General features: G+C 70.4%; 11 protein-coding genes and 1 pseudogene. 8 read left to right on the top strand and 4 right to left on the bottom strand.

Annotated elements, in window-relative coordinates; all coding sequences use genetic code 11:
* Positions 1-58: 58 nt before the first annotated feature.
* Positions 59-1,411: a M14 family metallopeptidase gene (locus BN1555_RS11600; RefSeq protein ID WP_093799319.1), complete on the bottom strand. Its 1,353-nt coding sequence runs from the start codon at positions 1,409-1,411 to the stop codon at positions 59-61.
* 240 nt (positions 1,412-1,651) lie between these two features.
* Between BN1555_RS11600 and BN1555_RS11595 the strand changes: the two genes are divergently transcribed.
* A complete protein-coding gene (locus BN1555_RS11595) occupies positions 1,652-2,959 on the top strand; it encodes an Nramp family divalent metal transporter (protein WP_093799318.1) in 1,308 nt (435 codons plus the stop codon).
* Positions 2,960-3,014: 55 nt separating this feature from the next.
* Here BN1555_RS11595 and BN1555_RS11590 read toward each other — a convergent pair whose 3' ends face one another.
* The 3 genes and pseudogenes from BN1555_RS11590 to BN1555_RS11580 all read right to left on the bottom strand — a co-directional run.
* A complete protein-coding gene (locus BN1555_RS11590; RefSeq protein WP_093799317.1) occupies positions 3,015-4,712 on the bottom strand; it encodes a chitinase in 1,698 nt (565 codons plus the stop codon).
* Between the two features lie 277 nt (positions 4,713-4,989).
* Positions 4,990-5,805, bottom strand: coding sequence for an alpha/beta fold hydrolase (locus BN1555_RS11585; protein WP_093799316.1), 816 nt, complete (start codon positions 5,803-5,805; stop codon positions 4,990-4,992).
* A gap of 77 nt (positions 5,806-5,882) precedes the next feature.
* A pseudogene (locus BN1555_RS11580) lies at positions 5,883-6,281 on the bottom strand (hypothetical protein); the annotation flags it as partial.
* 720 nt (positions 6,282-7,001) lie between these two features.
* On the opposite strand from BN1555_RS11580, the gene BN1555_RS11575 reads away from it, so the two are divergent.
* The 7 genes from BN1555_RS11575 to BN1555_RS11545 all read left to right on the top strand — a co-directional run bounded on the left by BN1555_RS11575 (position 7,002) and on the right by BN1555_RS11545 (position 14,070).
* Entirely contained in the window at positions 7,002-7,889 is an 888-nt protein-coding gene (locus BN1555_RS11575) for a hypothetical protein (RefSeq protein ID WP_093803342.1), read from the top strand.
* A gap of 117 nt (positions 7,890-8,006) precedes the next feature.
* Positions 8,007-8,714 (top strand): Flp pilus assembly protein CpaB, encoded by a 708-nt coding sequence (cpaB, locus tag BN1555_RS11570; RefSeq protein WP_093799315.1) that lies wholly within the window; start codon positions 8,007-8,009, stop codon positions 8,712-8,714.
* 10 nt (positions 8,715-8,724) lie between these two features.
* Entirely contained in the window at positions 8,725-10,359 is a 1,635-nt protein-coding gene (locus tag BN1555_RS11565) for a CpaE/TadZ family protein (protein WP_093799314.1), read from the top strand.
* Positions 10,356-10,739, top strand: coding sequence for a TadE family protein (locus BN1555_RS11560; protein WP_093799313.1), 384 nt, complete (start codon positions 10,356-10,358; stop codon positions 10,737-10,739). The genes BN1555_RS11565 and BN1555_RS11560 overlap by 4 nt, the downstream gene beginning before the upstream one ends.
* Positions 10,740-10,837: 98 nt before the next feature.
* The gene (locus tag BN1555_RS11555; protein WP_093799312.1) at positions 10,838-12,184 is read left to right on the top strand and encodes a TadA family conjugal transfer-associated ATPase; all 1,347 of its coding nucleotides are present in this window, start codon (positions 10,838-10,840) and stop codon (positions 12,182-12,184) included.
* A gap of 6 nt (positions 12,185-12,190) precedes the next feature.
* Positions 12,191-13,129, top strand: coding sequence for a type II secretion system F family protein (locus BN1555_RS11550; protein ID WP_093799311.1), 939 nt, complete (start codon positions 12,191-12,193; stop codon positions 13,127-13,129).
* Between the two features lie 50 nt (positions 13,130-13,179).
* Complete coding sequence (locus BN1555_RS11545; RefSeq protein WP_093799310.1) at positions 13,180-14,070, top strand: DUF5936 domain-containing protein; 891 nt, start codon at positions 13,180-13,182, stop codon at positions 14,068-14,070.
* Positions 14,071-14,075: the final 5 nt, after the last annotated feature.

Here is a 14,075-nt window from a genome sequence, read left to right as displayed (position 1 = left end):
GGAGGACGCCGGACGGGCGCCCTCCGGCCGCACCTGCCAAAGGCTCGGCCGCCGCCGCTCAGCCGCAGTACTGCTGTTCCTTGCCGATCGACCGGTACATGCAGTCGGAGTTCTCCAGCAGTTGCAGTACCGCGTCGCGGTTGCGGCTCGTCTCGCGCTCGATCACCTCGTCGGGCGGGTAGAAGCCGCCGCCGCCCGAGGAACCCGGGTACATCTCGAAGGTGTACCCGAAGATCTTCTGGTCGCCCCACAGCCAGTCGTCGATCGACCCGTCCGTGATGTAGAGGTCGCTCGACTGCTCCGGGGTGTAGCCGTTGCTCGCGGCCATCTTCTGCCCGACGGCGGCGAAGGCGTTGCGGTCGTCCTGGGTCATGCCGGGCGCCGTGTCCGCGTTCGTGTAGCCGAACGGCCAGAGCACCAGCTCGCTGTACGTGTGGAAGTCGATGCCGGCCTTGATCTGCTGCTTCCCGCCGACGATCCGCGAGCGGACGAAGTCGGCAACGACCTTCACCTCGGGCGCGGACTCGGCGGCCCGGCCCCGGTACGTCTCCGAGCCGAACGAGCCCGAGGAGCCGCCGCAGCAGCCCCACTTGTAGTTCCAGTTCCGGTTCATGTCGGTGCCGACGTACGACGAACCGGCGTTGGGCTGCCGGTTCTTGCGCCAGCTGCGGTACGAGCCGGAGGCGATGTCGTACTCGCCGCCGTCCGGGTTGAGGTCCGGCACGATCCAGATTTCGCGGTTGTTGACGACGTTGGTGATCCGGGAGTCCGAGCCGTAGCCCGCGCCCAGCTCGCGCAGCAGGTAGAGCGCCATTTCGACGGTCAGGTGCTCACGGGCGTGCTGGTGGTGGGTGAAGAGGACCTCGGGCTCGTTCTCGTCGGTCGCCACGTTGTCGCTGATCTTGACGGCGATGAGATCGCGGCCCTGGTACGACTTGCCGATGACGCGCTTGCTCATGAGGTTCGGGTACTGCTGGAGCCGCTGGTTGATCTCCGCGTTCATCTCGGCGTAGTTGTGATAGCGCGAGTCGGCGGACGGGAAGTCGAACGGCTCGACGGCCTGTCCCGCGGTGCGCGCGGGTGGTCCGGGCAGCGCCTTCGGCGCGTATCCGAGCGCCTTGAGCCGCCCCAGCTGCGCGGCGTTGGCGCTGACGACGACCGAGTGGCCGTCGGCCTCGTCCACCGAGACGCCGGTGGCCGCGACGGCGGTACGGGCGGCGGCGGTGGCCGGGCCGTGGATCTCGTACTGCCTGATCACTTCTTCCGCTGTGGCGGCGGCCGGCGAGGGGCGTGCCCCGGCCGTGGTCGCGCTCGCGGTGAGTGGCGCCGCCACGGCGAGTGCCACGAGGGCCGCGAGGCCCGCGAGGGTGGCGGACTTGGCGGACCCTCTTCCGCGTATGCGAAGTCGCATGCTGTCTCCTGGGTGGGGAGTGTGGGGGTGTGCGACGCATGTCGTGCGGGGTGCTGGCCACATGGTGACTGCGTGACATGGACGGGTCAAGAGCGAGGACCGGCCACGCGGTTCGACCGACCGTTCGACCGCCGGGAGGGCGCGCCGGACGCACGCCTCCGCCCTGCCCCTTGCGCGAACACCCCGGCCCCGCTTTGGTGACTTGGATCACCCTCGGGGACAAGCGGGAGGACGCAGGAGATGACAGGCACGACAGAGAGCGGCGCGGCAGAGGCCGTGTCCCGGCCGCGCAAGTCCAGTTGGAAGTACATCGGCCCCGGCATCGTCGTCGCCGCGACCGGTGTCGGAGCCGGCGACCTCGTCGCCACGCTGATCGCGGGCAGCAAGTTCGGCTACACCTTGATGTGGGCCGCCGTCATCGGCTGCGCCGTCAAGATCTCCCTCGCCGAAGCCGCCGGCCGCTGGCACCTCGCCACCGGCCGCACCCTCTTCGAGGGCTGGCGCAGTCTCGGGCAGTGGACCACCGTCTACTTCGCGATCTACGTCGTGGTCTGGGGCTTCGTCTACGGCGCGACCGCCATGTCGTCCTCCGCCCTCCCCGTCGTCGCGCTCTTCCCCGACGGGCCGGGCCTCAAGACATGGGCGATCATCATGGGCCTGATCGGCCTGGCCTTCGTCTGGTTCAACCAGTACGCCGTCTTCGAGAAGGTCATGACGGTCCTGATCGGCGTGATGTTCGTGGTCGTCGTGTACGTCGCGCTCCGCGTCGGTCCCGACGTCGGCGCGTCCTTCGCCGGCCTGCTCCCCGTGCTCCCGGACGGCTCGCTCCTCTACACCCTCGGCCTGATCGGCGGCGTCGGCGGCACGATCACCATGGCGGCGTACGGCTACTGGGTGAACGCCAAGGGCTGGACCGACACCGGCTGGATGAAGGTGATGCGCCTCGACAACCGCGTCGCGTACATCACCACCGGCGTCTTCGTCGTCGCGATGCTGATCGTCGGCGCGGAGCTGCTGCACTCCTCCCAGCTCGCCCTCACCAAGGGCGACCGCGGCCTGATCGACCTCGGCACGGTCCTGGAGGACCGGTACGGCACGGTCACCGCCAAGCTCTTCCTCGTCGGCTTCTTCGCCACGTCCTTCTCCTCCCTCATCGGCGTCTGGCACGGCGTGAGCCTGATGTTCGCCGACTTCGTCGAGCGCCTCCGGCGCGACCGCGGGGGCGCGCCGGTCGACGAGGGCACGGTGGAGGAGGTGGCGGCCGGGGTGAAGGAGCGCTCGCTGCCCTTCCGGGCGTACCTGCTGTGGCTGACGTTCCCGCCGATGGCGCTGCTCTGGCTCGACCAGCCGTTCGGTCTGGTCGTGGTGTACGGCGTGCTCGGCGCGTTCTTCATGCCGTTCCTGGCGCTCACGCTGGTGTGGCTGCTCAACTCCTCGCGTACGCCCGCCGAATGGCGCAACGGCATGCTCAGCAACGTGATGCTGGTGGCGGCGGGCCTGCTGTTCGTCGTGCTGTGCGTGCAGCAGCTGCGCGAACTCTTCGAGTGACGGACGCGGCAGCGCCGCCGGGGGAGCGGCGGCGCTGCCGGGACTTTCCCGCCGGTTACGGCAGGTTGTGGACGTGCGGTCCCACCGCGTTCGACCAGGCGTTGCCGGCCGTCGCGTCCCAGTTCGTGGACCAGGTCATGGCGCCGCGCAGTCCGGGATAGGTCTTGGCGGGCTTGAAGGAGCCGCAGTTCGTCCCGCGCGTCAGGCAGTCCAGGGCGGCGTTCACGACGGACGGGGAGACGTACCCGCTGCCCGCGCCCCGCGTGGACGCCGGTACGCCGAGGCCCACCTGGCTCGGGTCGAGGCCGCCCTCCAGCTGGATGCAGGCGAGCGCGGTGAGGAAGTCGACGGACCCCTGCGAGTAGACCTTGCCGTCACAGCCCAGCATGGAGCCGCTGTTGTAGTACTGCATGTTGACGACGGTCAGGATGTCCTTCACCGCGAGCGCCGTCTTGAAGTACTCGGTTCCGGTGTTCTGCATGTCGATGGTCTGCGGTGCCATCGTCAGGACGAGCCCGGAGCCCGCCTTGGCGGACAGCTGGCGCAGCGCCTTCGTCAGGTACGTCGAGTTGATGCCGTGTTCGAGGTCGATGTCGACACCGTTGAAGCCGTACTCCCGCATGAGCGCGTAAGCGCTGTCGGCGAAGGCGGTCGCGGAGGCGTCACTGTTGATGGTGACGTTTCCCTTCTCCCCGCCCACCGAAATGATCACGGACTTCCCGGCGGTCTTCTTGGCGGCGATGTCGGCCTTGAAGTCGGCGACGCTCGCGTATCCGACGGCCGGGTCGAGGTTGAAGACGATCTGGCCGGGCGTCGCGGTCGAGTCGGCGAACGACACGGCGATGATGTCGTACTGCGCCTGCACGTCGCGCAGCTTCTGCACGGCCGCGCCGTTGTCGAAGTTCTGCCAGTAGCCGGTCAGCGCGTGCCTGGGCACCGCCGGGCCGGGCCCGGGGTCGCCGCCGCCGGGGGCGGTCCGGCCCCTGACGGACGCGGACTTGGCGGACTCGCCGGCGGAGTTGGTGGCGGTGACCTGGAAGTCGTACGCGGTGTCCGCGGCCAGCCCCGAGACGGTCGCGGAGGTCCCGCTCACGGACTGCACCTTCGTACCGCCGCGGTAGACGTTGTAGCCGGTGGCGCCGCTGACGCCGGACCAGGAGAGGGCGACGGACGACGGCGTCGTGGCGCCGACCGTGAGCCCGGCGGGGGCGGCCGGTATGCCCGGCTCGGGGTCGGTGCCGCCGCCGCCGTCGGGCCCGAAGACGGACACGTCGTCGACGTAGTAGGCGCTCTGCCCGTACCAGCCGTGCGTGTAGACCGTCACGGAGGTCGTGGACGGGCCCGCCTTGAAGCTGGTGGTGAGCTGCTTCCAGCCGGACGAGCCGGGTGTCCAGGTGGAGACGTCGGTCGTACCGGTGCCGCTCGCGCCGAGGTAGGCGTACCCGCCCTGCACCCAGGCGCTGAGCGTGTACGTCGCCCCGGGCTTCACGGCGACGGTCTGCGAACAGCGGGCGTTGTCCTGCCCGCCGGGGGTGGCCTTGAGGGCGGCGGCGCCACCGCGCACGGGGGAGGAGACGGTGGCGCCGCTGCCCGCGGAACAGGCCCAGTTGCTGAGCCCGGACTCGAAGCCGGCGTTCTTGGCGACGTTCAGATCGGCGGCCTGCGCGGCGGGAGCGGCCAGACCGGCGAGGGCGACGGTGGCGGCGGTGAGGGCGGCGGTGAGGGTGAGTCGGGGAAGTGCTGGGCGGTCCACTTGCTGCCTCCGGTGGGGGAGTGTGGGGAGGAGTCACTGGGACGGTGGCCACCGTTTGTCGTTGGTCGCTAAAATGGTTCAGACCAATTGAGTTGTCAATACCTCTGGCGGAGAAAGGGGTTGCGGCCCGGAGCGCGGTGGAACGGCCGCCGGCGTCAAGGAACGATCCTGCCGTCCAGCGCGGCGGGCCGGGGCTTTGCCGGGCGGCGGCTGTACGCGACGGTGGCGAGGACGTGCGGTTGCCGTGCGGTTGCCGTGCGGTGCGCCGGCCGTGGCTTCAGTGCTTCCCGCGGCCGAGGGCGGCGACCTCGCGTACGGCCTCGGCGATGGCCGGGGACTCCTTCTTCAGGATCGCGCCGTGGCTGCTGGCGACCTTCGCGCCGATCCGGATGTTCGCGTTGCGGGCGGTCACCGCGTCGAGACCGGCGCGCATCCGTTCCTGCTCGTCACCGCGGCTTCCGAAGGACGTCCCCGAGGCGACCACGTACCGCACCGGGACGTTGATGCCGTCCAGCACGGGGCCCAGCTCGCGCTCGCGGGAGATCACGCCGATCTCGATGTTGCTGTCCGCCTGCTGTTCGGCGGTCATCCGCGGGGTCAGGCCCGTCGGGCGCAGCAGCGGCAGGACCCAGCCCAACCGCCGGAACAGCCTGCGGATCCGCTGCTCCATGGCCTCGTCGAGCCAGTCGTACGGGAACGCGCCGTCGACCAGGACCGCGCCCAGGGCGCGGTCCGGATTCCGGCTGGCCCAGTGCGCCCCGACGAACGCCCCGTAGGACCAGCCCACCACCAGCGCCCGGTCCACCCCCCTGGCCGCGAGGACGGCGTCGACGTCCCGGACGGCGGCCTCGAAGGAGTAGTCCGCCGAGCGCTTCGACTTGCCGCGGGCCCGCTCGTCGTAGGTGATGTGCCGCCACCCCGTCCCCAGTTCGGCGACGACCCGCCGCCAGTACCCCTGGGTGGCGAACTGGCCGTTGAGGTAGACCACGGAGGTGCCGGGGCCGCCGGTGTCGGTGACGGCCAGGGCCGTGTCGTCGACCGGCACCATGCCGGTCCACTTCGAGCCGGCCGGGGAAGTGCTGTTCTCCGTCATGTGTTCCACCCGTTCGTGTGAGGCATGGCCAAGTCCGTTCCGGTTCCGCGCTTTCAGAGGCTGCGGGCGGTGATGCCGCCGTCGATCGCGGTGAGGCGGACGCTCGCGGCCTCGTCGATCCTGGTGTGGCGGTACGCGCCTTCGAAGGCGATGTCGCCGAGGCGTCCGACGCCGCGGAGATCGGCGCCGGCGGCCTTGGCCTCGATGCGGGAACCGGCGGGCAGCCGGACGGTGACTTCCAGGGCCCCGGAGGAGCCGAAGAGCCGGCTGTCGGGCTCGGGGGTGTGGATCCGCAGGACGCCGTCTGCGTAGGCGGCGGTGGTCCGCTCGGCGGTCCCGGTGTCGCGGTTCCCGGAGGGGTCGGCAGGCAGGACCTCGACGAGGGTGTCGGCGCGGTCCGCGGCGATGAACCGGATGCGTCCGGCGGGGATGTCCGGGGCGGCGGGGATCGGGGTGGGGGTGTCGAACTTCCGCATCATGCTCTCCTGTGCTCGTTCGTTGTTTCTGGCATCGGAAACGCTACGTTGCTTTCTGAATTCCGACAACAGATTCGTTGCGCGAGAACTGTATTCACCCAGGTGAGTGCAAGGAAACTGTTGCAATCGTTTTGAGGCTAAAGCAACGGTAGTTGTTCCGTTCGTTGCAATGGTAAGGAGGTGAACGCTATGGGGAGGAATCCAGGGACCGCCGCGGAGGGGCAACGGGGAGACCGCGGTGCCGGAGTCCGGCCCCGCGGAGGGCCTGCCGGAAGGCGGCGATGTGGCGCCGGGCCCAGTCGGCGAAGGGGCGGGCCCAGCGGCCGCGCCGGCTCGAACGCGACGGCATGGTCGTGCGCACCTGCCACCCCGAGGTCCCCCTCGGGGCGAGTGCGGGATCAACGAGCCCGGCCGCAGCCCCGCCCCGTTGTGCGCCCGTCTCGCCGACCGGGCCACCGCCCGCCTCGGTGAGGCCGAGCGGCCCGGCACGACTGCGCCACCGATCCGCCGGTGGCGCGCCGGCGAAGACGGCCCGGCCCTTCTCCCTCCCCGTGGACGGGCCGTGGATGGTTCCGCTCCGGGGAGGTGCGGCCGTACAAGAAAAACGAAAAGCGTTTTTCACCCGGTAAGCCGTGGATAAAGTGCTGGTGCAGCACGACGGAGCAGCATTGATCTGCGTACACCGGACCATCGGCGTACGGAGTGGACGGGGAAACCAACGTGCCGACCGCGATCGCAGTCACCAGCGCCGACCTGGTGCTGCCGCCCACCGACCAGCAGACCCCGACGGCCGCCCTGCTCCAGGCCCCGGACGCGCAGCCGCTCGATGCCGCCCTCGTCGACATGGGCGTCATGCTGGAGCGGCACGGTTACGTCGTCGCCGTCTACCCCGCCTCCCTCCCCGCCGCCCACGAACACCGTCTGCACACCGTCCGGTCGATACTGGAGACCGACCGGCTGGCCCTGCTGAAGCTCGATCTGCCGCCCCTGGCGATCGGCGTGCTCGTGCGCCAGCTGCGGCAGTTGTCGATCTGCGACTTCAGCGCGGGCGTCGTCGCGTCGGCGGCCCGGCTGCTGTCGCACTACGTCTACGCGGGCGCGCTGCTCAACTCGGTCACGAAGCTGGACCGGGTGCCGGTCAGCCTCAAGTCGCACGCGAAGTCGTGGATGCCGGGCACGCAGTTCGGCGTACTGGCCAACCCGGACCCCGAGCTGATCAGGATCGGGAGCGGTGGGGCCGGCGCGGGGGCCGGGGCGGGCCTGACCGGACCGGAGTTCTCCACCCAGCTGCTCGTCGGAAAGGGGAACCTGGTCTCCGACTGGGTCACCGGGACACTCGCCCCCGCCTGGCAGGTCCAGGGCGTCCAGGAGACCGCGCTGCCCGCCGACTCCCCGCGCTGGTGGGGCACGGCGAAGATGATCGAGTTCGCTGCCTTCCTGCCGGACATCTCGGTCCTCTACCAACTGGTGGCGTCCGTACGGCGCGAGCGCTGCCACTGGTGCGGGATCGAACTCATCGGTGACCGCTGCGGATTCTGTTCGGCCCCCGTCACCCCGCCCGAGAACCGGTCCCGCGCGGTCGGTGTCCTGAACCAGGGGTCGCCCTAGCGCCGTGCGGGCACGATGTCCCTCGGGCAGCACAGCTGTTCCACCGTTTCGTGCGCGCGCACCACCCCCGCTCACTGTCCGTTGAACCGACGTTCCTGATCGAGGTAGCCCTTCTCCATGAACTCACGTCAGCGCCGCGGCGTCATTCTGCTGCTCCTCTCGGTTCTCTGCGCCTTCGGGGCGTTCGCCGGCGTGCTCTCGGTGATCAGGGATGTGAACTCCAAGGTGGGGCCGGAAGTGTCGGCGTACCGGCTCAAAAACGACGTGGCGCCCTACAAGCGGCTGGAAGCCGGCCAGTTCGAGAAGATCTCGATGCCCGAACGGTGGCTTTCCGCCAATGCCGTGACCGACATATCCGAGGTGCGCGGAAAGATCGCGGTGACCCAGCTCCAGAAGGGCTCGCTGCTCCAGAGCGACATGATCGTCAAGAAGCCCGAACTGGCTTCGGGGGAGCAGGAGATCGCGATCATGATCGACGCGGCCACGGGGGTGGCGGGCAAGATCAACCCCGGTGCGCGCGTGAACATCTACGCCACCTTCGAGGGCGAGGAAGAGGGGCAGCCGGACAAGTCCCAGGTCATCGTCTCCGGCGCCCGCGTGCTCGACGTCGGCAAGATCACGGCGCTGGAGCCGGACCGCAGCGACCGCAGCCGCAGGGCCACCGACGCGGTACCGATCACTTTCGCGCTCAACACGCTCGACGCCCAGCGCGTGGCGTACGCGGAGTCGTTCGCCGAGCACGTGCGGCTGGCGCTGGTGGCGGACGGCAGCGACACCACGATTTCGCCGCGCGACCGTGAGTACACCCTCGACGGGGACAAGTGAGGACCGGCGTATGACGACTCGTATCCTCCCGGCGGTCGGCGACCCCGATGCCGCCCGCGCCATCACCACCCTCCTCAGCCAGCTCCCCGACGCGGAACCGGCCCCGCCCGTCGCCGACTCCACCTCCCTCCTCGACACCCTCGCGCGGTCCGCGGGCGAATCGCTCGACGAGCTGCCCGAGGTGGTCCTCGTCCACGAGCGCATCGGCCCGGTGCCCGCGCTGGAGCTGATCCGGGAGGTCGCCCTGCGCTTCCCGGCGGTCGGTGTCGTCCTCGTCACCGCCGACACCAGCCCCGCGCTCTTCACGGCCGCCATGGACTCCGGCGCGCGCGGGCTGGTCGGACTGCCGCTCGGTTACGAGGAGCTGGCGGCCCGGGTGCAGGGCGCCGCCTCCTGGTCCACGGGCGTACGCCGCCACCTGGGCACGGGGCCGGACGTCTTCACGGGCCCCGGCGGCACGGTGGTGACGGTGACGGGCGCGAAGGGCGGCACCGGGGCCACGGTCGTCGCCGTACAGCTCGCACTCGCGGCGAAGGCGTCGGGGCGTACGGTCGCACTGGTCGACCTGGACCTCCAGTCGGGGGACGTGGCGTCGTACCTCGACGTGCAGTTCCGGCGGTCGATCGTCGACCTGGCGGGCATCGCCGACATCTCGCCGCGCGTCCTCCAGGACGCGGTCTTCTCCCACCCCACGGGCATCGGCCTGCTGCTCGCACCGGCCGAGGGCGAGCGGGGCGAGGAGGTCACCGACCGGGTGGCGCGCCAGGTGGTGAGCGCGCTCCGCAACCGCTACGAGGTCGTGGTCGTCGACTGCGGTACGCAGATGAACAGCGCCAACGCGGCAGCCGTCGAGATGGCCGACCGGGCGCTGCTCGTCGTCACCCCGGACGTGGTGGCGGTACGGGCGGCCAAGCGCATGGTGCGGATGTGGGACCGCCTCCAGATCCGCAAGGCGGAGGAGACGGACACCGTCGTCAACCGCCACAACCGCAACACGGAGATCCAGCCGCCGCTGGTCGAGCGCATCACGGGCACGAAGGTCGCCCGTGCCGCGATCCCCGCCAACTTCAAGGAACTCCAGGCGGCCACGGACGCGGGCCGCATGCAGGACCTGGACAGCCGCAGCACGGTCAAGCAGGCACTGTGGGCGCTGGCGGGCGAACTGGGACTGGTGAAACCGGCGGCGGGCGGGGGCCCCAAGGGCGCCGGCAGGCTGCTGCGGAGCGACCGGGGGGCGATCGGGCTCCGGGGGCGGGGCAAGGACAGGGACAGGGACCGCGGTGCCGTCACGGTCGAGCTGGCCGGCATGGCCCCTCTGATCATCTTCGTGATGGTCGCGATGTGGCAGGCGGTCCTCTTCGGCTACACGTTCTCGCTGGCGGGCAACGCGGCGGACGAGGGGGCGCGGGCGGCCACGGCGGCGGCCACGAGCGGTGGCGGGACCACCGCGGCGTGCGAGGCCGCGGCCAAGGAGCACCTGCCGTCCTCGTGGCAGGACGGTGCCGGGATCTCCTGCACCGAGGAGGGCAACCTGTGGAAGGCGAGCGTCGATCTCAGCACCCCGATCCTCTTCCCCGGGGCCGGCAACTTCCCCTGGACGGTGGACGGCGAAGCGGGCGCTGCGCTGGAGGGGGACGGGCCATGAGATTCCTACGCCGCCGCATCGACGGCCACGACCGCGACCGGGGCGCAGCCATCCTGGAGTTCGCCGGCTTCCTGCCCATCCTGCTGATCGTCGCCATGGCCGGCATCCAGCTCGGCATCGTCGGTTACGCCGCCTCCCAGGCGGGCACCGCGGCGCGGGCGGCGGCCCGTACGGAGGCGCAGGAGGAGTACCGGGGCCAGGGCGAGGCCACGGGCAAGGCGGCGATGAGCGACTGGATGGCCGAGCGCACAACCATCGGATTCGTCGGCAACGTCACGGCCAAAGCCACGGTTTCGATCCCTTCGGTCGTCCCCGGCATGGACGACTTCGGCGAGGTCGAGCGTTCGGTGACGATGCCGGCCGAAGAGGGGCGGCCGTAGCAACCCACCCCGTACGAGAGATCGGCACGAGAGATCGGCACGAGAGATCCGTACGAGCGATTCGTACGAGCGATCCGCACCGGCGAGGAGTCACGCACATGAGCCTGCGGGCACGCATCACCGCCCCCGACGAGCACGCGGGCGGCAGGGAGGACGGCCACCTGGTCGCCACCTACCGCACCAAGCTGCTGGAGGAGATCGATCTCGCGGAGATGTCCTCGCTCGCGGCCGGCGAGCGGCGGGCCCGGCTGGAGCGCGTACTCGCCCACATCATCAGCCGCGAGGGCCCGGTGCTCTCGACGGCCGAACGCTCCCAGCTCATCCGCCGCGTCGTCGACGAGGCGCTCGGGCTCGGCGTACTCGAACCGCTCCTCGAAGACGCGTCCATCACCGAGATCATGGTCAACGGCCCCGACTCGATCTTCGTCGAGCGGGCCGGCCGCGTCGAGCAGCTCCCCATGCGCTTCGCGTCCAGCGAGCAGCTGATGCAGACCATCGAGCGCATCGTCTCGACCGTCAACCGCCGCGTGGACGAGTCCAACCCGATGGTCGACGCCCGCCTGCCGTCCGGCGAGCGCGTCAACGTCATCATTCCGCCGCTGTCCCTCACCGGCCCGACGCTCACGATCCGCCGCTTCCCGCGCGCGTACCGGCTCCAGGAACTGATCGGCCTCGGCACGCTCGACGAGCAGATGCTGATGCTGCTGTCGGCCCTCGTGCGGGCCCGCTTCAACGTCATCGTGTCCGGCGGCACGGGCTCCGGCAAGACCACGCTCCTCAACGCGCTGTCGGGCCTCATCCCCGACCACGAGCGCATCATCACCGTGGAGGACGCGGCGGAGCTCCAGCTCCAGCAGGCGCACGTCATCCGCCTGGAGACCCGCCCGCCCAACGTCGAGGGCAAGGGCCAGATCACCATCCGCGACCTCGTACGCAACTCCCTGCGCATGCGCCCCGACCGCATCATCGTCGGTGAGGTGCGCGGCGGCGAGACCCTCGACATGCTCCAGGCGATGTCGACCGGCCACGACGGCTCGCTCGCCACCGTCCACGCCAACAGCGCCGAGGACGCGCTGATGCGCCTCCAGACGCTCGGCTCGATGTCGGAGGTCGAGATCCCGTTCGAGGCGCTCAGGGACCAGATCAACAGCGCCGTCGACGTCATCGTGCAGCTGGCGCGCCTGGCCGACGGCTCCCGCAGGATCAGCGAGATCGCGATCCTCGTGTCCCACGGCCGCGAACGCTTCCAGATCGCCACCGTCTCGCGCTTCGTCGCCCAGCCGATGAGCGCGGACCGCATCGTCCACGGACGGTTCGAACACCTCGGCCTGCCCCGCCGTGTCGCCGAACGGCTCCACCTCGCGAACGAGCCGGTTCCACCCGCGTTCGGCGTGGCGGAACCCGACGACCCGCTCAGTCCGCTCCACGTCCGAGAGGCCCAGTAGGTACGCATGAACAATTCCGCAATGCTGGCGATCGGCGGCACGCTGCTCTGCGGCGTCCTGGGCATCGCCGGGCTCCACACCTACGTCTCGGGCAAGGCCCAGCGCGCCGCCCTCGTCGACCGCCTGGCCCTCACGGACGGCCGCCACGGCATGCGCCGGCAGCGGCGGTTCGCGGGGATCGACCGGCGGCTCCGCAGGACCGCCCTCGGCAAGAGGATCCACCTGCGTCTCTCGGCCACCGGACTCGACCTGACGGCGGGGGAGTTCTTCGTCTACGTGGTGGTCGGCGTGGCCGCCCTCTGGCTGATCGCCTCCTCGGTACTGGCCCCCTTCTTCGGCCCGGTCGCCGGGCTCGTCGCCCTCTGGGGAGGCAGCGCCTTCCTCAGCTGGCAGCGGCAGAAGCGGATCGAGGCCTTCATCAACCAGCTCCCCGACCTGTCCCGCATCCTGGCCAACGCGACGGCCGCGGGACTCGCCCTCCGTACCGCGCTGAGCATGGCGGCCGAGGAGCTGGAGGCACCGGCGGGCGAGGAACTGGCGGGCGTGGCCAACCAGCTGGCGGTCGGCCGGTCCGTCGACGACGCCCTGGGTGAACTGGCCGAACGCCTGCCGTCGCGTGAGCTCGTCGTCCTCGTCACGACCCTGGTCCTCTCCAACCGGGCCGGCGGCACGGTCGTCGGATCGCTCCGCAACCTCACCGAGACGCTGGAGGAGCGCAAGGAGACGCGACGCGAGGTCCGCACGATGCTGGCCGAGGTCAACGCCACCGCGTACACGATCCCGCTGCTCGGCCTCGGCGCGATGATCATGCTCAACTCCGTCACCCCGGGTTCCATGGCCCGGATGACCAGCAACCCGATCGGCCAGATCATCGTGATCGTGGCCATCGGCCTCTACGCCCTCGGCTTCATCGTGATGCGCCGCCTGGGCAAGGTCGACGTCTGAACCCCTGGCGACCGAATCGCCCGTACGAGCTGAAACAGGAGGTGTCCGGCATGGTGGGACTGGGACTCGCGCTGCTGGTCGGGCTGAGCATCGCCGGCGTCTTCCAGGGCGTCAGGATGTACCGCGCCGAAGCCAAGATCCCGGGGGACCTGGCCGTCGCCCTGGAGATCGGCGCCTCGCGTGTCTCGGGGACCGAATCGGCCGTAGACCGCCTCGGCATGCGGTTCGCCCCGGGCGTGCTCCGCCTCATGGGGCCGAAGGCGGTCGACAGGAAGCGCCGCAAGATCGACACGGCGGGCAACCCCGGCGGCCTCACCGTCGACCGGTACGCCGCGCGCCGCGCCGTGTACGGCCTGTTCGGCGGTCTCTCCGCCCTCGTCCTCCTGCTGCAGGACCTGCCGCTGTTCAGCGTGTTCTGCGTCGCGTACGGCTGGTTCGCCGCGGACGTCACCATCTGGCAGGCCATCCGGGAACGCAAGGACGTCATCGAGCGGACCCTGCCCGACTTCCTCGACGTCCTCGCCGTCGTCGTCAGCGCGGGCCTCGGCTTCCGGCAGGCGCTCGACCGCGTCGCGGAGAAGTACGAAGGCCCGTGGGCCGACGAACTCCGCATCACCCTGCGCCAGATGGACATGGGCGTGAGCCGGCGCCAGGCCTTCGACGAACTGCGCAGACGCAACGAGTCCGAGCAGGTCTCCCAGTTCGTGACGGCGCTCCAGCAGGGTGAGGAGCTCGGCGCGCCGATCGCCGACACCCTGATCCAGATCGCCAACGACATGCGGCGCACCGATGCCCAGAACTCCCGGCGCCGTGCCGCGAAGGCGATCCCCAAGACGACGGTCGTCACGCTCGCCTTCATGGTCCCGGCCACGCTGCTCCTCATCGTGACCAACATGTTCCTGGGGTCGGAGACCGACTTCGGTTCGGTCTTCGGCGGCTGACGGGC

Source organism: Streptomyces sp. Wb2n-11 (assembly GCF_001049855.1).
Taxonomy (GTDB): Bacteria; Actinomycetota; Actinomycetes; order Streptomycetales; family Streptomycetaceae; genus Streptomyces; species Streptomyces altiplanensis.
This window is presented reverse-complemented; position numbering and strand designations above follow the sequence as displayed.

Coding starts and splice junctions, on each gene's coding strand:
- BN1555_RS11600 (WP_093799319.1), bottom strand. CDS start 1,411: ATGCGACTTCGCATACGCGGAAGAGGGTCCGCCAAGTCCGCCACCCTC.
- BN1555_RS11595 (WP_093799318.1), top strand. CDS start 1,652: ATGACAGGCACGACAGAGAGCGGCGCGGCAGAGGCCGTGTCCCGGCCG.
- BN1555_RS11545 (WP_093799310.1), top strand. CDS start 13,180: ATGGTGGGACTGGGACTCGCGCTGCTGGTCGGGCTGAGCATCGCCGGC.
- BN1555_RS11550 (WP_093799311.1), top strand. CDS start 12,191: ATGAACAATTCCGCAATGCTGGCGATCGGCGGCACGCTGCTCTGCGGC.
- BN1555_RS11565 (WP_093799314.1), top strand. CDS start 8,725: ATGACGACTCGTATCCTCCCGGCGGTCGGCGACCCCGATGCCGCCCGC.
- BN1555_RS11560 (WP_093799313.1), top strand. CDS start 10,356: ATGAGATTCCTACGCCGCCGCATCGACGGCCACGACCGCGACCGGGGC.
- BN1555_RS11555 (WP_093799312.1), top strand. CDS start 10,838: ATGAGCCTGCGGGCACGCATCACCGCCCCCGACGAGCACGCGGGCGGC.
- BN1555_RS11585 (WP_093799316.1), bottom strand. CDS start 5,805: ATGACGGAGAACAGCACTTCCCCGGCCGGCTCGAAGTGGACCGGCATG.
- cpaB (WP_093799315.1), top strand. CDS start 8,007: ATGAACTCACGTCAGCGCCGCGGCGTCATTCTGCTGCTCCTCTCGGTT.